This is a genomic window from Nocardia sp. JW2 (assembly GCF_051843015.1).
GTDB lineage: Bacteria > Actinomycetota > Actinomycetes > Mycobacteriales > Mycobacteriaceae > Nocardia > Nocardia coubleae.
In genome coordinates, this window is sequence record NZ_JBPXLK010000007.1 from 156,563 (window position 1) to 173,346 (window position 16,784).

The window sequence follows — 16,784 nt, forward strand, 5'->3', positions numbered from 1 at the left end:
CACGCGGTGCAGGCGCGACTCCGCCATTTCACCGATCCTGAAGTCCGCGAGTTCGCGCAGCAGCACGTGCTCGAACGCATCGGCTCCGAAACCGTTGTTCTCGCTGCGAGGTGAGAAAGGCAATGCACTCGGTCAGGAGGGTGGGGCGGCGGTGGTCACGGTCGACGTGGTGGTCGTCGGCTTGCGGGTCGTGCTCGTCGGGACCGGTGCGGTTGTCGTGGTGGTCTTCTTCGAGGTGGTGGTCGGTACCGGTCCCACCGTCAGCGACCTGGCCCGCCCCTGCCATTCCTCGGGCAGATTTCCCTTGGTCGACACCGCGATGGTGTAGCTGTCACCTTCGTGTCCTGCGGTGTCGAACAGGGTGACCGTCTTGCCGGTGCGGTTGAACACCGAGACGGCGGCGGCGTCGATGTGCTGGCCGCTCAGGTCGGGCGAGCCGATCTTGAACAGCGACATCTTGCCCGCGCCTTCGTGCCCGGTGAAGACGCACACATATGAAGTGGGGCAGCGGTCGAAGCCGGTGCAGCCGCCGGTCTTGTTGCACCAGTCCTCGGTGACGCTGGTGAACGTCTTGGCGCTGACTGTCGTTGTCTCGCTGCCATTTCCGCTTTCGAGCTCGACGGTGTGTTCCTCGTCGGGCGCCGCACCGAGCCGGTCGATCACGTACTCACAGGCCGCGCTCAGCGCGATCCCGGTAGCCGCCGTCACCAGCGCCGCCGTCACCGTCACCCCCGCCCGCAGTTTCAGCGCGATGACCTCGACGACCGGAACCACCATCTCGCACACGACATCCTGTGCCGTCTCGGTCGCCTTCTCGTGGTCGCACGCCACCACACCGAACCCGACAAGCACCGCGAGTATCACCGTGAACACTGTCCGCACGGCGTCAGAATGCGCCCGGAAACCGCCCTCGCGCAGCCGGTTCCGCCCGCAACGGAACCCGCGTTCGGGCGTGGTTTCGATTGCTCAGCACAACGAACTTCTCGGCTATCACGGCGGCGCCCGTGTCAGTGTCCATCACGAGCGCATCGCCACAACCCGATCATGCATGTACAATCGCATGCATGGTTGCCTTGCAGATTCGCGACGTTCCCGAACCGCTGCGGGATCAGTTGGTCGCGTTGGCTCGCCAGCGAGGGCAGTCTTTGCAGGCATTCCTTTTCGACCTGGTGCGCGATGAAGCCCGGCGTCAGGACAACATCGCGGTGCTCAAGCAGTTCAGTCCGGCCACCTGGGATGTCGCGTTCACTGCTCAGGACGTCCTAGTGGCCTTGGACGATGAACGCGCCGAGCGGGACTCGGCGTTGGACGGTCCAGGAGTTCGCGAGTGATCGTGGTCGACGCTTCGGTCTTCGTTCACGCGCTCCTGAACCCCGACCCACTCGGTACGGTCTGCCGCGATGCCCTGGAAGCCGACAATCGCTGGATCGCCCCCCAGCATTGGACTGTCGAGGTTCTGTCCGTCATCCGCCGTTTCGTCCGCGCGGGCACCATCACCACCGGGCAGGCCGCTCGCGCTGTCACCGCGTTGGAAAAACTCGACCCCGAAGTTCCGGTCACGCGTGTACTCGTCCCGAGAATCTGGGCACTGCACGACAATCTGACCGCCTACGACGCCGCCTATGTCGCCGCGGCCGAGGCATATGGTTGCGATCTGCTCACCACCGATTCGAGGCTGGCGAACGAGCCGGGCATCACCTGCTCGGTGCGCGTGTTGACGGCCGCGAATACTGCGCCGATCCAGTAGGGGGCGTTCAGCTGGCTCGGTGGATGGGGTGGACTCGGGAGAGGGCGCGTTTGGCTTCGGCCAGGGAGATCATGTGGTCTTCGTCGTCGATTTCGGCGACGGCGGCCTCGGCCCATTCGCGCAGTAGCGTCGATACTCCGACGCGCCGTTCGTCGGCCAGATCCTTGAGGCGGGAGTGCAGGCCGAGCGGTAACCGGATCGAGGTGGTCACCATGATGTCCTCGTTGGCCGGCAGTCGGGGTGGCGCGTCGGCAGGCTCGTCGGAGAAACTCAGCCGGTCCATGAAATCGGCGAGTTCCTCTCGGCTGGACGGAAAGTCCTGATCGCTCATGATGGATTCCCACTTTCCCACTGCTCGAATTGCGCCAGCTCCTCGGCACGCATCGTCCGTGCGCCGATGATCACCCACGTCCAGTCGTCGCGCTGCCGTGTGACCACGATCAACGGCCGCCCGGCCGTGGTGCGCCCCCACACCGTCAAGACGGTCACCTGGCCGTCGAAGGCCGGGCGCGGCCACCGTCGTGACGCTGCGAGGACCTGCCGAACCTCGCTGGGTTCGATGCCGATCAGGTGAGCGATCGCCCAATCAGGCCACTCGAAACCCATAAGTCCATAATACGCACGTAGTAACGGACTGTGAAAGAGCTGTGTATCGAACCGCCACCCGCATCGGCCCCGCACGCTTCGTGCGCGCGGGGCCGATGCGGGTGGCGGTGCGTGCGTTCCGGCCTATTTCAAGGCCACGCGCGCACCGTTCGAGAACATGGAGTCGTGCAATACGAGGGCCGCGGGATCGGTCCCCGCGGGGACGTCGAAGGCGATGATGACCGACTTCTTGTTACCCGGATTGATCTCCGAGGTCAGATCGGGGTTGATGGCCAACTCGGCGCCGGTGTCGTTGGAGTATTCCTTGCCGGCGCTGTCGATGAGCTTCTGGTTCTCCCCGAAGTAGGACTGCGCTTCGTCGCCGATATTGGTGACGTCGACGTGCACGAGAATGTACTCACCCTGCGCGGTCTGTTTGGTGTATTCGTTGTCGCCGACGGTGGCCACCGGCGGGTCGACCTGGGTGACAATGAAAGCGAACTTGCCGTCCCTGACCTCCGAGCCCACCGGAGCGGCCGACGACGCCCGATCGGAGCTGTTGGTGGTGTCGTCACTGGCGTTGTCGAGAAGCGCGAAACAACCGCCGCACACAACCAGGACAAGGGCAAGCACACCGAGCAGTACCCACAACCACACTTTGCTTTTCTTCTTCGGTGGTTGCGGCGGATACGGTTGCGCGCCGTACGGCGGTTGGCCGCCGTATCCCGGCTGCCCACCGTAACCAGGCTGCCCGCCATATCCCGGCTGCCCGCCGTATCCCGGCCCGCCGCCGTAGTGGGGCTGTCCGTGCGGTGGTTGCTCGCCGTGCGGTTGATCATGCGATGGATCTTGTGGATTCGACATGTCCAAACACCTCGGTTCGGTGATAGTCGCACTGGAATTTCTACAGCTTGATCAGGAAATTCTTTCAGCGGATCCTCCCGTCGAGCGTTTCGATTCAGCTCCGAATGGAAGTTCTAGGGATAACGCAGACCTGCGCCCGGACTTCGGCGCCGTCGGTCAACACGGCCCTGAGCAGCGGGTGGCGTCGTACGCTCGGGCGATGCGGGTGGCGGTGGAGCGTGCGTTGTCGGCGTCGGAGCGGTGGTTCTGGTTGGTGGATCAGTTGTCGCCCGCGAATTGTGTGGTGCGGATTCGGGTGTGGGGGCCGATCGGGGCTTATCGGCTGGAGTTCGCGGCCGAAGCGCTTGTCGCGGAGTTTCCGTTGTTGCGGTCGGTGGTGGGGGAGGGGCCGTGTTTTGTCGCGTCGGCGGACCCGCATCTGCCGGTGTTGCATCGCATCGTCGCCGGCCTCGATGACTGGCGCACCGTGTTCGACACTCAGCTCGCGACGCCTGTCGACTTGGCGACCGCGCCGGGTCGGATCATCGATCTCGCGTTTCGACCGGGCACCGACGACGAGCAGCACGATCTGATCGTGGTGTTCTCGCATGTCTATCTCGACGGGCGTTCGATGGTCGCGCTCGTCTGGCGACTGCTCGCCTACGCCTTCGGTGCCCAACCGGTGGTCACCGCCCGCCCGGCGATTCCGGCGCCGGATGATCTCATCCCGCCCGCGCAGACCCGGATGTCGCGCTGCGTGTGGACGAATATGTCCGCCCAGCTCACCGCCTTCACCCGGCGCGCGGTGAGCCTGCCCGGCTGTCCGCCACCACTGCCGGTACGCCGCACCCGCACGGTCGTGCGCATGATCGCAGGGGAGAGGCTCACTGCGCTGCGCGCCCGCTGTCAACGCGAAAGTGTCACTGTCAACGCACTGTTGGCAGCTGCGCTGGCCGAGGCGATCGGCGGCTTTGCCCCGAAAGAGACCGGCACGGTGGGCATCGGCATCCCCGTCGACATCCGCACCCGCCTGAATCCCCCTCCCGCCGAGGACGAACCAGGCATGTTCACCGCCGTAGTCCCCACCTTCGTCCCCTTCGGTGCCGATTTGCCCGACGCCGCACGATCGGCAAAAGCGCAGCTGGACAGGGGAATCACCCGCCACGCCGATCTCCGCTCATTGGCGGCCATCCGCTACGGCTGCCCTCGCACCCTCGAATCAGGCAGGCGCACCATCGAACTCATCGACCGCCGCGCCCCCTGGAACGTCACCCTCAGCAACCTCGGCCTGGTCACCCCACCGAAAACCCCTGAGCCCCTGCACATCACCGACGTCACGGTGGCGGGAACCAACTCCTGCGCCAGCGCCCTCACAGTAGGCGTAGCGACCTTCGACAACACCATGTCGATCACCTTCTGCTACGTCGACACCATGCTCCCCCGAACAACAATCGAAACCCTGGCCGACACCATGATCGCCGCCGCCGCACCGTAACGGCTGCCTCCCCGCACCCGCCAGGCGTCGAATTGCTCGATCACCTCGTCGAGGTCGGCGCGCCGCTTTTCATCTCCGATGAGAGGCAATCCCCGGCTGGTGCGTGCGAGTTCTGCCACCGGCCCGAGTTCGGCGACCGGCTTGCCGTTGCGGGTGATGAGGAACCCTCGCTGGATTCGACGGCAACCAATACGCGGGTATTCCGCTCCTGCGCGGCATACGCGGAGCGTTGCGGATCCACCTAGTGCAGAACGGCGCGCACCATCTCCCGCAGAGCGTTTCGGTCGGGTTTGCTCGTACGCCCGGTTACCGGGATGCGGTCGACGACCACGATGTCGTCCGGCAGGGCGGAGGTGTCGATGAGCTGCGGTAAGACGGCGCGGAGGCGGTCGACCACATCGCCCGCGCCGGGCTCGGCGACGATCGCGAGGACGATGCGTTCGTCGCCGATCTCGTCGGGCAGCCCGACCAGCACGGCCTCGCGCACCCCGTCGACGCCGGCGATCGCCGGTTCGTAGAGTCCGGGGTAGATGTTGGTCTTGCCCCGGATCATCATGTCCTTTTTGCGTCCGGTGAGGACGAGGCGGGTGCCGTCGAAGCGGGCGAGGTCACCGGTCGCGATCTCGGTCAGCGGTGCGGAACCGAGGTAGCCGCGGCACAGGTTCGGTCCGCTCAGGACGAGTTCGCCGTCGTCGGCGATGCGTGCCCGGACCCCGCGAACAGGCGTGCCGAGCAGGTCACCGTCGTGCGCGAGCTTGTCGGCGCCGGTGGCGACCGCGACGGGCAAGATCTCGGTCATGCCGTAGACGGCGAGAAACTCGGTGTCGGGCAACGACTTCTGTGCTCGACCCAGCAGCGCGGCCGTCACCGGCGCACCACCGAGCGCGACCTGACGCAGGTACTGCGGTGGGACGACCCGTCCCGCCTCCAGCGCATCGAGGGCCACAGCGAGATCGGCGGGTGTGTAGAAGGCGTGGGTGGCGCTGCGCAGGTCGCGGGTGAACCGCACAGGATCGATGTGGGTGCCGAAACGGGGATACTTCGGCATGGCCCAGCGCGCACCCGACATCAGCGCGGGCAGACCCATCATGAGCTGTTCGGTGTGCAGGAACGCACCGGGCGCGAGGCTGGTCTGCCCACCCATCGCTGCCAGCCCGGCGCTGAGCGAAGCACGGGTATGCACAACGGCTTTCGGCTCGTCGGTGGTGCCAGAGGTGAAGACGATCAATGCCTCCGCTTCCGGATCACCCTGAGGCAGAGACGAATCCGGTGCGTCACCGAATACGCGGCGCAGCGGTAGGGATCGCATGGGTGTGCCGGGCAACCACACCCCGCTGTGCAGGTGCCGAACCTCGAGCTCACTGAACCGGGGCAAGGTCAACCCACGCTTGCGCCCGAATCCGGCCAGCGGCCCGCTCACCGCATAGAGCAGCGATTCCGTTGCCGCCCAGCGTGGTTCGACCAGTGCGATGCGCTTGGCGAACAACTCCGGCCCCACGCCGGGATCCACGAACACAATCGTCCCGCCCGCGGCGATGGTGCCGAAGATCAAGCCGACCGAACTCACCGACGGCCGGATCGAGAACAGCATCCGATCACCCGGCCGCAACCCGGCGACCCGCAGATTGTGTGCCACCCGGCCGATCGTGTCGACCAGCTCGCGATAGGTGAGCGCCCGCTTGCCGACGGTTCCGAGTGCCGAGGCGTCCGGAATACGGGTGGCATGGGTGGCGAGACGGTCGAGGAAATCGGGAAACAACGAGCTCACCGGATGTCGACCACCTCGGGCCGGTACCGGTGATCGGCGTACCAGGCCAGCGTCTTGCGAATACCCCACGCGCGCACCCGTCGGTTCGACCCGTACACCCGCACGTCACGGCGCAGCCCGTAATCGGTGGTGATGGTGCGTACCGCGTTCACGAGGGCACGGTCCTCGTGCAGGTCCTCGATGGCGGTACGCGGGAATCCGCCTGCGGCCGAATAGAGTTCGGCGGTGATGGCCATATTGCACCCCGGTGTCATCACGTACGGTCCGAGATATCTCGGATCACGATTACCCGAGCGCACCTTCCCGAACAGCGACGCCACCTCGAGCGCGACGCGGATGATCGTGCGGTCCCGCCAGGAAACCCCCTCGTCGGTCCGGGGAATCAGCTGCCCGCTCACCAGGCGCAGACCGGAGTCGAAGCCGGCGCGGATCCGCTGGGTCCAGTCCGGCGCGGGCAGGCAGTCGGCGTCGGTGCGGGCCAGCAGTTGCGCGCCCTGTGCGATGGCGTACCGCATACCGGTGTCGGCCGCCGCGCCGGTGCCCTTCTGCGCCTCGTCGATCACCTCGATCACCGGAATCGGGTTCGCCGCGGCGAATTTACGCACCACCTCGACGGTGCGATCGGTGGAATTGTTGTCCACGACGACCACCGTGAAATCGGTGTCGCGTTGGGCGGCAAGAGCTTCCAGCGTCGCCTCGATCCCGCGTTCCTCGTCGAACGCGGGGATCACCACCCACAGCGGCTTTCTCACGGGCGCCGTTCGGTCATGGCTCGCCCAGGGTCTTCCACCAGGTGGCGCCGAGCAGCATCGTCATCAGCGCGGCCCGGCCTGCGGGGATACCGCGTTCGGCGGCCACCCGCCGCGCGGCCGGGATCTGCGCGGCGTGCACGCCGACACTGAGCACCACATCGATCCAGAACGCGACCCGCAGCAGCTTGGTGCGGAATGGGCGGATGACACCGAGGATCAGGAACAACCACCCGAAAATCGGGATCGCCCGCAGTGCGAGCACCGCCTCGCGACTCGGGGCACGCGGGGGTTCGGCCCGGTGACGGCCCGGTTGTGGCACACTCACCTGCCAGAAATCGCCCTCCGTAGAGACCGCATGCAACGGACGACTGCTCACCGCACTCCCTGTCCTCGGTAGGTCACCGCCGCCGCCGTCGGCCCGCCGTCGGCGGCGACGAACAGCAGCGCACGATTGTCGTGTCCCGCCGCTCGCGCGGCGACATAGGCGCCGGTGAGGGCGGAGGTATGGGCATCACCGGCGAAGTCGTCGGTCACCACCGCCGCGACGCCGAGTTCGCGCGCCAGTTCGGAGGCGAATTCCGGCGTCGGCTTACCGCACACCAGTACTGTATCGGCCGCGTCGAGACCGTCGGTGGTCAGTGCGTCGCGGGCGGCGATCACCGCGTGCTCGACGAGTTCGGCTGTGCCGGTGGCGAGTTCGACGGTCAGCGCCGAGCGTCCCTCGGCGCCCATCTCGGCGAGAGCCACATACCCCTGCGCATCGGGCAGGCTGTCACCGGCGCTCACGTGGACGTCACCGAAACCGGCCACGTCGGCCCGGTTCTCGAGGACGAACGCCGCACCCACGGGCTGGAACGGGAAGTGCGCGTCCGCGCTCATCGACGGATGCGCGTCACCGGAGACGATCACCACGTGCCCGTTGGGTAGGTCGGCCAGCAGCGAGGCGGCCACGCCGATGGCGTTCACCGGCCCGCAGGCGCCGTTCATGAGGTCGAACGACAGGCACGGCACATCGCCGGGCCGGTACTCGAGGCCCACACCGGCGGCCTGCTGGATGAGCGCGGCCACCGCTGGTTCCACCAGGTTGGCGTCGCGGTACACCCCGACATTGATGAGCGCGTCGACCTGCTCGTGCGGACAGCCCGCCGCGTCGAGCGCGGCGCGGGCGGCCTCGGCCGCCTGACCCACCGAGCTGACGCCGCCGGTGCGTGTGATCGCCGCCGAAATGATAATTCCCATACTGTCCTATACCCGAAGATCGCCCAGTGTCACCGACAAAAATCCCGCGACCACCCCGGAGGCGGCGGGCACGAGCAATACCTTCGACCCCGGTGCGATCCGGCCGTCCCGCAGCGCGTCGTGCAGAACGACGAAATGTGAAGTCGACGCGGTGTTTCCGTACTTGTCGAGCACGGCGAGTTTGGGTGGCATCACCGAGTCGAACTCGCGCTCGGCGATCTTGTCGATCAATTCCACTGCCGGGCCGCTGAATTGGTGGTGGATCAGGTAGTCGTAGCCCTCGGCGGCGAAACTCGAGTCGCGTTCGGTGAGGAACCGCTGCTGACGCGAGGTCCACAGCAGATACCGTGATTCGTTGTGCATCGCCCGGTTGTCGGTGTAGAGCGCCACGCCCGCGCTGCGGTCGCTCGGCATACCGAGACACAACTTGGCGTAGGCGGCGCTGGTATTGAGTTCCACATAGTCCAGGCCGGGCCCGTCGGTGGCCTCGAGCAGCACGGCCGCGCCCGCGTCGCCGACGGTGAGCGAGGCGAATTGCGGGTCGTACTTCTCGGAGATCTCGCGGACCGCGGTGTCGGAGATCGGCGTGATGCACTCACCGGAGACCACCAGGCCGCGTTTCACCGCGCCGGACCGAATCATCCTGTCCAGCACCAGTACTCCGGTCAGCATGCCCGCGCAGGCATTGGAGACGTCGAAATGTATCGCGCGGGTGGCGCCGAGGCTGTTGCGCAGCATCAGCGCGAACGACGGTTCCAGGCAGAAATCGGTGCCACGGGTGCGGGTGATCGAACACGAGATCACCACATCGAGGTCGGCGGCCTCGTAGCGCGAGTTGTCCAGTGCGGTGCGGGCCGCGGCGAGGGCGATGGTGAACGAGTCCTCGTCGTCACCGCGCACCCGGCGGGCCCTGACCCCGCTGACCTTCTCCAGATCCAGCGGCGCCTCGACGGCCAGCCTGCTCATCAGTTCCGTCGTGGTCAGCTCGCGGGACGGCAGGTACGCGCCGATCGCTTCGATTGTCGATCTCACCATGTGTGTCACTTCCAGCTATCGCGCGAAGGCCGACTCCGCCACCGCGCGTGCCGCCGATCCTAGTCACAGACCTTCACTAATCGGGCCTGGTCAGCTAGATTCTGCCGGGGTGTGGAGTACTGCTCGTCGCCGTGAACTCACCCTACTAGCCGCAGGTCAGCCCTGGTTACCGGGCTTATTGCTGCTGGGACGGGTCGCGCGGCCGGTGCGCAAAGTGCCCGCACTCGGCTGGTTCGTCGCCGATCCCGTGATCGCCCGGCAGATCTACAACGACAGCACCCACTTCAGCATCGTCTCCGAGGGCGCGGCGGGGCACTGGTGGTCGCAGGTGATCGGTGACTGGGTGCAGGACCTGTTCGAAGGCCCCGGGCACACCGAATTGCGTACCAGGGTGCGTGACCTGTTCACCCTCACCCACACCGACGCGCTGGTCCGGCGGGTCATCGGTCCCGATCTGCGCGATCTGCGGGAGCGACTGGCAGCGGGCGAGACCGTCGACATGGCCGCCCGCGCGCAGATCCTCGTCGGCCGCAGCGTCTCCGACCTGGTCGGTATGCGACCCGAGGACATCGCCGCGGCCATCGGCGGGGATCCCGACGACGACCAGGACGCGCTGTTCCTTCGCCTGTTCCATCATGTGGAGGAGCTGGTCAACCTGGGTTTCGGCACCATGACCTCCACCACCCTCGACCCGGTCGCGGTGGCGCGGGCCAGGGAACTGGCCACCCGGCTCGCCGTGAATGTTCCCGCCGCCTACGAGCGCGCCGACCCCGACACCACCCTCGGCCGCTGCCGCGAGCTCGGCCTCGCCGTCGAACACGCGGCCGGGCTGGCGATCCTCATGGCGGTCGCGGGCACCGACACCCTGGCCAGCGCCATGACGAGGATGGTCGCGATCATGCACGACAGCGACCAGCACCGCGCCCTGCTCGCCGCACCCCACCGCCTGCCCGACGCGGTCCGCGAAACCCTGCGCGTCACGAGCCCCGCCTACCTCGTCGGCCGCTCCGTCACCGCCGACGTCCGCGTCGCCGACCGCGATCTGAAAGCCGGCGATCACGTCAAGATCCTCACCTGGACCATCAACAACGCCGCGGGCGATTTCGACATCCACCGCGACTACAACCCCGAAACCCGCCAGCTCTGGTTCGGCGGCGGCCGCCACCTGTGCCTGGGCGCGCAACTGGTCCACTCCGAACTCACCGCCCTGCTCGAATCCCTCACTGCCGCAGGCCGTCCCTGGGAAATCGTCGAACGCCGCTACCGCCGCAAAGTCTTCATCCCCACCTACGAATCCCTGCGCATCCGGCTCGCCTGAGTCAGCCGAGGAGACGCAGGCGGCGGGCGAGGTCGGAGGCGAAAACACCCTCCGGGTCGATTCGGTTCCGGGTGCGCCGCCACTCGTCGAGGCGGGGGTACATCGCTTCGATCATTCCCGGGGTAGTGCGGGAGTCCTTGGCGAAGTAGAGGCGTCCGCCGGCGGCGAGGACCCGTTCGTCGAGTTCGGCGCAGAACCGGCCGAGGCCGTCGGTGAAAGCGAAATCCAGGCTGAGCATGTAGCCGGGGTGGGGCCAGGACAGCGGTGCCGGATTGCTCGCGCCCATGCGTTTGAACACATTGAGGAACGAGTGATTGCCAGATTCGGCGATGGCGCGGACGGCATCGGCCAGGTGTTGTTCGGCGCCGAAGGGCATCGAGAACTGGTATTGCAGGAAACCCCGTTTGCCGTAGGCGCGATTCCATTCCCCGAGCAGGTCGAGCGGGTGATAGAACTGCGTCAGATTCTGGATCCGGCCGCGTGCCCGGCGGGGAAACATCCGGTGCGCCGCCTCCCCGGCGATGCGCGTGGTGACGGCGTTGACCATACCGTTGGGGAAGATATCGGGCACCGTGAACAGTTGTGGCGCATCGAAAGTCAGCGGCCTGGCGCGCAATTTCGGCGGTAGCTGATCGAGCGTGGCCAGCGACCCACGACTGAAACCCGCGCGGCCGAGCTTCGCCCCGGTGGAAATGGTGTCGGGCACCGCCATCGAATAGTCGTAGCCGTCGTCGGACCCACCCGTGAGCAATTCCATGGTCTCGTCGAGATCGCGGGTGCGGTCGTTGTCGACGAGGAAGTACGCGGTTTCGGTGTGCTTCAACCGGATTCGCGCACCGGTGACGATTCCGGTGAGTCCCATCCCGCCCACGGTGGCCCAGAACAAATCGCGGTCGTCGCCGTGTCACTCGGCCACGCTAAATCGGTTCGCTGAGCCCCGCCTGAGGGAGTTGTGGAGAAAGTGTGCCCTTGTGCAGGGTGTGCACGCGGGTGCATGCCACCTCGAGGAGGGCGGGGTCGTGGCTGATGAGGAGGACGCCGAGGGTGGTGGCGTGCTGGACGACCAGGCGGATGACGGCGGCGGTTGTCGCCGCGTCGAGCATGGCGGTGGGTTCGTCGAGGAGTAGGTAGCGCGGGTTCTGGGCGAGGGCGCGGGCCAGGCAGGCGCGTTGGAGTTGGCCTTCGCTGAGGGTGTGGGGGCGGCGGTCGAGGAGGTCGGGGGTTAGGCCGACCGAGGTAGCCAGGGCGGGGATATCGATGGGGCGGCGATGGATTCGGGCGGGCTCGGCGATGATCTGCGCCACGGTGAAGTGGGGATTGGTCGCGGCGCGCGGGGATTGGAAGACCATGGCTGTGGTGCCGCGTGCGCGTCGGGGTGGTTCGCCGTCGACCGCGACGCGCCCCGTATCGGGCGTGCGCAGTCCCGCCAAGGCGGCGGCGAGAGTTGTTTTGCCCGAACCGGATTCGCCGCCGAGTCCGATGATCTCACCGGGCGAGATCGTCAGCGTCACGTCCTGGAGTACGGGGCTGCCGTAGCCGACAGTGATCGAATCAGCGATGAGCACCGTCGACACCTTTCCGAATCATGCGTTGCCGCCGCGGAACCAGCGCAGTAGGTCCACCCGCGTAGGGGCAGATGTCGGACAGATTCGTCAGCTCCCGTGGTGGATGGGGGAGTGGGTGCAGACCGTTCTCCGGCAGCGCGGCGAGCAGATCGCGCGTGTAGTCGTGCCACGGATCCGCGAACACCTCGGCCGCGGGCCCCACCTCCATCAACCGCGAGGCGTACATGATCGCCACCGTGTCGGCGATCCCCGCCCGCAGCAGGTGACTCAGATCGTGGGTGATGAGCAGGACGGCCGCACCCGCGTCGGCGCACTCACGCAGCAGGGCGCCGATCCGATCGGTGTGGTCGCGGTCCAGCCCGGCCGTCGGTTCGTCGGCGACGATCACCGCCGGGTCACCGGCCAGCGCCGCCGCGACCGCCGCCCGCTGCGCCATTCCGCCGGACAGTTGGTGCGGATAGAGGTCCAATGCTGTGGGTTCGAGCCCGGCTCGGCGCAGCAGGTCTGCCGGTGTGTGCGAGGTTCCCAGCGCCGCAACGGTTTCCGCGAGTTGCGAGCCGATAGTGCGAACCGGTGTGAAGTGTGTGCTCGCGGACTGGGGGACCAGCGCGATATGACGACCACGGTACGGTTCGACCTGGCGACGACGCGCCGACCATCGGGGCGCGCTGCCCCTGCCCTTATCTGTGCGGAGTTGCTCCGCAGTTCCCGGAATCGGTTGAGTGCTGTCGGATTGTGAAGCGTCAGGATCGGTTCCAGCGCTCGCCGGCGGGCGCGATCCGACGCGGTCACCGACGATGTGCACGCTCCGACCACGAAGATCGAGTTGAACAGACCCACTCACCATCGCCGCCCGCGGCAATACCCCCATCACCGCACTCGCGACAATCGACTTCCCGCAACCGGATTCACCGACGAGCGCTGTGACCGTGCCCGCCGCAACCTCGAGCGATACCTCGCTCACCGCATGCACGACGCCACGTCGCACGGGGATCCGCACCGTCAGCCCATTGATCCGCAGCCCCCCACAGGGGCTTACGCCGACCCCGTTCATCGCGGAATCCGGGAAGGCTTGGGCGGCACCAGAATCCCCCGCAGCGACGACCCGGCCACAGCGACCGCAATGGTCGTCACCACCAGGAATCCCGCCGGGAACACCAATGTCCACCAGCCCCCGAGTAACAGCGAACCCCGCGCCTCCTCCAGTAGCGTGCCGAGACTCGGTTCGTGCGGCGGCAACCCGAACCCGAGGAACGACAGCGTCGATTCATGCCAGATCGCATGTGGCAGAAGCAGAACCACCGCGATCAACGCTTGCGGTGTCACCGCGGGCAACAGGTGCCGCGTGAACAGATGGGTGCGCCCGGCACCGGCCAGCACTGCGGCAGCCACATAGTCGCGTTCACGCAGGCTCAGACTCTCCGCCCGCACGATCCGCGCCACCTGAACCCAATGCGTGAGCCCGATGGACAACACCACCGCCACGGTATTGCCCCGGAACAGCGCGACGATCACGATGCCGAGCAGCAGATGCGGCAGGGCATTGGCGGTGTCGGCGAACCGCATCAGCACCCGGTCGGCCCGCCCGCCTGCCAGCGCCGATACCGCACCGACCAGCACACCGAGCACCGTCGACACCGCCGCCGCGCACACCGCGACCACCAGCGAGGTGCGCAGCGCCGCCGCGATCCGCACGAACAGCGACCGTCCCGCCGCATCGGTACCGAACCACCACCGCGCCGACGGCGCCTGCCGGGCCTGGGCGAAATCGGTGAGCCGGTCGTCGACGCCACCGAGCCACGGCACGACCAGCGCGTAGATCAGCACGGCGACCAGCACCGCGACCGCGACGACCAGTCGTCGCCGAGCATGCTCACCCATCGGCCCGCACCCGGGGATCCAGCAGTACCACCGCGATGTCGGCGAGCAGCGAACCGAGCAGCACCGCACCCGTCGTGGCGACCGTCAGTATGGCCAGCAACGCCATATCCAGGTCCTTCGCCGATTGCACGAAGGCGCCCGCCACCCCCGGCCAGGAGAAGATCTCCTCCACCAGCACCGCACCGACCACCACTTCGGGCAGTCGCGCACCGAGGATCGTGACGAACGGGGCCAGCGAGGAAGGCAGGATGTGGCGGCGGGTGATGGTCGCGGTGTCGATGCCGCGCGTCACCGCGCCCACCACGAAGTCCTCACCGCGATTGGCGGCCACCGTTTCCCGCACGGCGAGCAACAACCACGGCAGCTGCGAGACCGCCAGGGCGGCGGCGGGCAACACCAGGTGGCGCGCGACCTGCGCCGCATCGACCGCGGCGCCCGCATCGGTGAGCCCCGCAGGCGGCAACCACCCGAGCCCCACCGCGAACACCCCGATCACGGCCAGCGACACCACGAACGGCGGCAGCCCCTGCAGGGCGACGCAGACGGCACTCACCACCCGGTCGAGCAGGCCACCGCGGCGCATCCCCGCGACCACCCCGGCCACGAGCGACACCGCGACCGCCACCGTCATGGCGACCACCACCAGCAGCATCGTCCACGGAATGCGCTGGGCGAGAAGCTCACCCACCGGCTGAGCGAAGCTGCGCGACACCCCGAGGTCGCCGGTGCACAGGTCGGCGGCCCACTGCGCGTAGAGCCGGTACCAGGGCACGTCGAGCCCCAACTGCCCGGCGAGTACCGCGCGATCGGCGGCGCCGGTGGTGACGTAGCGGTCGCCGAGGTAGCCGACGAGTGGGTCGAACGGTGAGACCGCGGCCGCGGCGAACAGCGCCGCCGACACCGCGACCAGCACCGGAATCATCGTCAGCACCCGCCGCCGCGTCATCCGCGCGATGCCACGACCCCTCACGAGCCGCGCGTCCAGGTCTGCAGCGACCACCACGGCCCCCACGTCACGCCGTGCGCGTGTGGCTCGAGCACCGGTCCCGACATCGTCCAACCCGAATCCTTCACCACATAGGTGTGATCAAGATGGACGAGGAAAACGTGGCTCGGGTCCTCGGCGTAGCGGGTCTGCACCGCACGGTAGGCGGCCGCCCGGTCCGCCGGATCGAGGGTGCGCCTGGCCTTTTCGAGCAGGGCATCGATCGCGGGATCGGAGCGGCGGCTCGCATTGTCGTACGGGCTGCCCGCGCCCGGATCGACGGTGTGCAGGGTGTTGTAGGCCTGCGTATCGGGGTCGAAGGGTTCGCTGCCGCCGCCGAGCAGAATGCCCGCCCGTTCGATCCGGGGTTCGATCCGATCCCAGGACAACGCTTCGAGATCCACCTCCACACCGACCCGGCGAGCGTCGGAGGCGAACGCCATGGCGAGGTCACGGCGCAAGGTATCGGTGGAGTTGTACATCACCGTGAACCGGGCCCGCACACCCTGTTTCGCGCGCACGCCGTCCGCACCGCGCGGCCAGCCCGCCGCGTCGAGGATCTGCTCGGCACGCGCCCGGTCGAAGGCGAAAGTCGCGGTGGGGTCGTGGGATTCGCCGTATACCTCCGGAACGGGGGTGTAAGCGGGCCGCCCGTACCCACCGAGGATGTTGTCGATCATGGCCTGCCGATCCACGGCGAAATTCAGCGCGAGCCGGACCGCGGGATCACCGGCCACCGGATCACCGGCGGGCAGGGAGACACCGCGCCAATCGGCAGAGGTGTTGGCGTGCACCGACATCGGCGCGCGGTCGGCGAAGGTGGCGGCCAGCAGCGGCGGCAGCGAGGTTCCGTCCAGCTCGCCGCTCGCCATCCGCTGCGCGCGGGTGTTGTCGTCGGGGACGTGGAGCACCGTGAGCCGCTTCACGACAGGCGCACCGCCCCAATAGTTCTCGTTCGCCGCGAAGACGGCTCGGGTCGGTTCGAGGGTCGTCAGCCGGTAGGGCCCCGTGCCGACCGGCTTCGTGTTGAGCGCCGACTCGGTGGCGGGCCCTGGTTCGGCCACTGCCTCCGACGGCACGATCCCGATGAGCAGCTTGGTGGGGAACGCGGCATACGGGTGCCGCAGCGTGAATCGCACGGTGGCGGGATCGACGGCCTCGACCCGCTCGATCATCGAGAACGACGAACGGACCTCCGAAGCCGAGGCAGGGTCGAGGATCGCGCGATAGGTGGCCACCACATCGGCCGCGTCGAACGCGGTTCCGTCGCTGAACCGCACGCCCGTGCGCAGCGGCACCGTCCACACGGCGGCACCGGGTTCGGCTCTCGGCAACTCGGTGGCCAGCGCGGGTGCGAAACCGGGCATCCCGGAACCACCGGTGAGCCGGAGCAGACCGTCGTAGATCTTCGCCTCGCCTGCCGCGCCGTAACCGGCGATCGGGTTGTATCCGCCCAGTTCGGCGGCATCCGCGAGGACAAGCGAATCGGTGGTCGTGGCGGTCGGCGCACCGCAGGCGGTGAGTACCAGCGCGAACGCGGCCCCCGCGACGGTCCGAATTCGCATCATGAT

19 protein-coding genes are annotated in these 16,784 nt (G+C 67.5%); 4 read left to right on the forward strand and 15 right to left on the reverse strand.

All coding sequences use genetic code 11. The features are described 5' to 3' along the window. Window positions 1–132: 132 nt before the first annotated feature. Window positions 133–882, reverse strand: a complete 750-nt coding sequence (locus tag ACSVDM_RS12970; RefSeq protein WP_439264975.1) for a peptidase inhibitor family I36 protein — start codon at window positions 880–882, stop codon at window positions 133–135. 182 nt (window positions 883–1,064) lie between these two features. Here ACSVDM_RS12970 and ACSVDM_RS12975 point away from each other — a divergent pair, with 182 nt between their 5' ends. Both ACSVDM_RS12975 and ACSVDM_RS12980 read left to right on the forward strand, forming a co-directional pair. Further along, window positions 1,065–1,331, forward strand: coding sequence for a hypothetical protein (locus ACSVDM_RS12975; RefSeq protein ID WP_439264977.1), 267 nt, complete (start codon window positions 1,065–1,067; stop codon window positions 1,329–1,331). Further along, window positions 1,328–1,747, forward strand: coding sequence for a type II toxin-antitoxin system VapC family toxin (locus tag ACSVDM_RS12980; RefSeq protein ID WP_439264979.1), 420 nt, complete (start codon window positions 1,328–1,330; stop codon window positions 1,745–1,747). Before ACSVDM_RS12975 ends, ACSVDM_RS12980 begins: the two co-directional genes overlap by 4 nt. A 7-nt stretch (window positions 1,748–1,754) precedes the next feature. Here ACSVDM_RS12980 and ACSVDM_RS12985 read toward each other — a convergent pair whose 3' ends face one another. The 3 genes from ACSVDM_RS12985 to ACSVDM_RS12995 form a co-directional block, all read right to left on the reverse strand. Beyond that, window positions 1,755–2,078 (reverse strand): hypothetical protein, encoded by a 324-nt coding sequence (locus tag ACSVDM_RS12985; protein ID WP_067637425.1) that lies wholly within the window; start codon window positions 2,076–2,078, stop codon window positions 1,755–1,757. Further along, complete coding sequence (locus ACSVDM_RS12990; RefSeq protein WP_067491422.1) at window positions 2,075–2,353, reverse strand: hypothetical protein; 279 nt, start codon at window positions 2,351–2,353, stop codon at window positions 2,075–2,077. Before ACSVDM_RS12990 ends, ACSVDM_RS12985 begins: the two co-directional genes overlap by 4 nt. 123 nt (window positions 2,354–2,476) lie before the next feature. Next, a complete protein-coding gene (locus tag ACSVDM_RS12995; RefSeq protein ID WP_439264982.1) occupies window positions 2,477–3,196 on the reverse strand; it encodes a DUF4352 domain-containing protein in 720 nt (239 codons plus the stop codon). Window positions 3,197–3,395: 199 nt separating this feature from the next. Between ACSVDM_RS12995 and ACSVDM_RS13000 the strand changes: the two genes are divergently transcribed. Further along, window positions 3,396–4,670, forward strand: a complete 1,275-nt coding sequence (locus ACSVDM_RS13000) for a phthiocerol/phthiodiolone dimycocerosyl transferase family protein (RefSeq protein ID WP_439264984.1) — start codon at window positions 3,396–3,398, stop codon at window positions 4,668–4,670. Between the two features lie 241 nt (window positions 4,671–4,911). On the opposite strand, the gene ACSVDM_RS13005 is transcribed toward ACSVDM_RS13000, so the two are convergent. Genes ACSVDM_RS13005 through ACSVDM_RS13025 form a run of 5 tightly spaced genes read right to left on the reverse strand, consistent with a single transcriptional unit; the run spans window position 4,912 to window position 9,464 of the window. Continuing rightward, window positions 4,912–6,438: a class I adenylate-forming enzyme family protein gene (locus tag ACSVDM_RS13005; protein WP_439264986.1), complete on the reverse strand. Its 1,527-nt coding sequence runs from the start codon at window positions 6,436–6,438 to the stop codon at window positions 4,912–4,914. Further along, entirely contained in the window at window positions 6,435–7,190 is a 756-nt protein-coding gene (locus tag ACSVDM_RS13010; protein ID WP_439264988.1) for a glycosyltransferase family A protein, read from the reverse strand. Before ACSVDM_RS13010 ends, ACSVDM_RS13005 begins: the two co-directional genes overlap by 4 nt. 13 nt (window positions 7,191–7,203) lie before the next feature. Then, complete coding sequence (locus ACSVDM_RS13015) at window positions 7,204–7,566, reverse strand: hypothetical protein (protein ID WP_439264990.1); 363 nt, start codon at window positions 7,564–7,566, stop codon at window positions 7,204–7,206. Beyond that, window positions 7,563–8,429, reverse strand: a complete 867-nt coding sequence (locus ACSVDM_RS13020) for a hypothetical protein (RefSeq protein ID WP_439264992.1) — start codon at window positions 8,427–8,429, stop codon at window positions 7,563–7,565. The genes ACSVDM_RS13015 and ACSVDM_RS13020 overlap by 4 nt, the downstream gene beginning before the upstream one ends. A gap of 6 nt (window positions 8,430–8,435) precedes the next feature. After that, window positions 8,436–9,464 carry a 3-oxoacyl-ACP synthase III family protein gene (locus ACSVDM_RS13025; RefSeq protein WP_439264994.1) on the reverse strand — a complete coding sequence of 343 codons (1,029 nt, stop codon included), beginning with the start codon at window positions 9,462–9,464 and terminating at the stop codon, window positions 8,436–8,438. A 205-nt stretch (window positions 9,465–9,669) separates the two neighbouring features. Here ACSVDM_RS13025 and ACSVDM_RS13030 point away from each other — a divergent pair, with 205 nt between their 5' ends. Next, on the forward strand, window positions 9,670–10,782 hold the full coding sequence (locus ACSVDM_RS13030; RefSeq protein ID WP_439264996.1) for a cytochrome P450: 1,113 nt from the start codon (window positions 9,670–9,672) through the stop codon (window positions 10,780–10,782). Window position 10,783: 1 nt separating this feature from the next. On the opposite strand, the gene ACSVDM_RS13035 is transcribed toward ACSVDM_RS13030, so the two are convergent. From ACSVDM_RS13035 to ACSVDM_RS13060, 6 genes are read right to left on the reverse strand one after another with little or no spacing between them, the layout of a single operon-like run. Further along, the gene (locus ACSVDM_RS13035; RefSeq protein ID WP_439264998.1) at window positions 10,784–11,644 is read right to left on the reverse strand and encodes a D-arabinono-1,4-lactone oxidase; all 861 of its coding nucleotides are present in this window, start codon (window positions 11,642–11,644) and stop codon (window positions 10,784–10,786) included. 55 nt (window positions 11,645–11,699) lie between these two features. After that, complete coding sequence (locus ACSVDM_RS13040; RefSeq protein ID WP_439265000.1) at window positions 11,700–12,347, reverse strand: ABC transporter ATP-binding protein; 648 nt, start codon at window positions 12,345–12,347, stop codon at window positions 11,700–11,702. Next, window positions 12,334–13,401: an ATP-binding cassette domain-containing protein gene (locus ACSVDM_RS13045; RefSeq protein WP_439265002.1), complete on the reverse strand. Its 1,068-nt coding sequence runs from the start codon at window positions 13,399–13,401 to the stop codon at window positions 12,334–12,336. The genes ACSVDM_RS13040 and ACSVDM_RS13045 overlap by 14 nt, the downstream gene beginning before the upstream one ends. Continuing rightward, window positions 13,398–14,228, reverse strand: a complete 831-nt coding sequence (locus ACSVDM_RS13050) for an ABC transporter permease (RefSeq protein WP_439265003.1) — start codon at window positions 14,226–14,228, stop codon at window positions 13,398–13,400. The genes ACSVDM_RS13045 and ACSVDM_RS13050 overlap by 4 nt, the downstream gene beginning before the upstream one ends. Beyond that, window positions 14,221–15,174: an ABC transporter permease gene (locus ACSVDM_RS13055; protein WP_439265005.1), complete on the reverse strand. Its 954-nt coding sequence runs from the start codon at window positions 15,172–15,174 to the stop codon at window positions 14,221–14,223. Before ACSVDM_RS13055 ends, ACSVDM_RS13050 begins: the two co-directional genes overlap by 8 nt. 20 nt (window positions 15,175–15,194) lie before the next feature. Continuing rightward, complete coding sequence (locus ACSVDM_RS13060) at window positions 15,195–16,781, reverse strand: ABC transporter substrate-binding protein (RefSeq protein ID WP_439265007.1); 1,587 nt, start codon at window positions 16,779–16,781, stop codon at window positions 15,195–15,197. Window positions 16,782–16,784 lie beyond the last annotated feature (3 nt).

What these genes read in the sequence shown, in the direction of transcription:
- ACSVDM_RS13050 (WP_439265003.1), bottom strand. Translation starts at nt 14,228, where the DNA reads ATGGGTGAGCATGCTCGGCGACGACTGGTCGTCGCGGTCGCGGTGCTG.
- ACSVDM_RS12990 (WP_067491422.1), bottom strand. Translation starts at nt 2,353, where the DNA reads ATGGGTTTCGAGTGGCCTGATTGGGCGATCGCTCACCTGATCGGCATC.
- ACSVDM_RS13035 (WP_439264998.1), bottom strand. Translation starts at nt 11,644, where the DNA reads ATGGGACTCACCGGAATCGTCACCGGTGCGCGAATCCGGTTGAAGCAC.
- ACSVDM_RS12975 (WP_439264977.1), top strand. Translation starts at nt 1,065, where the DNA reads ATGGTTGCCTTGCAGATTCGCGACGTTCCCGAACCGCTGCGGGATCAG.
- ACSVDM_RS13060 (WP_439265007.1), bottom strand. Translation starts at nt 16,781, where the DNA reads ATGATGCGAATTCGGACCGTCGCGGGGGCCGCGTTCGCGCTGGTACTC.
- ACSVDM_RS13055 (WP_439265005.1), bottom strand. Translation starts at nt 15,174, where the DNA reads ATGACGCGGCGGCGGGTGCTGACGATGATTCCGGTGCTGGTCGCGGTG.
- ACSVDM_RS13020 (WP_439264992.1), bottom strand. Translation starts at nt 8,429, where the DNA reads ATGGGAATTATCATTTCGGCGGCGATCACACGCACCGGCGGCGTCAGC.
- ACSVDM_RS12985 (WP_067637425.1), bottom strand. Translation starts at nt 2,078, where the DNA reads ATGAGCGATCAGGACTTTCCGTCCAGCCGAGAGGAACTCGCCGATTTC.
- ACSVDM_RS13045 (WP_439265002.1), bottom strand. Translation starts at nt 13,401, where the DNA reads ATGAACGGGGTCGGCGTAAGCCCCTGTGGGGGGCTGCGGATCAATGGG.
- ACSVDM_RS13000 (WP_439264984.1), top strand. Translation starts at nt 3,396, where the DNA reads ATGCGGGTGGCGGTGGAGCGTGCGTTGTCGGCGTCGGAGCGGTGGTTC.
- ACSVDM_RS12995 (WP_439264982.1), bottom strand. Translation starts at nt 3,196, where the DNA reads ATGTCGAATCCACAAGATCCATCGCATGATCAACCGCACGGCGAGCAA.
- ACSVDM_RS13025 (WP_439264994.1), bottom strand. Translation starts at nt 9,464, where the DNA reads ATGGTGAGATCGACAATCGAAGCGATCGGCGCGTACCTGCCGTCCCGC.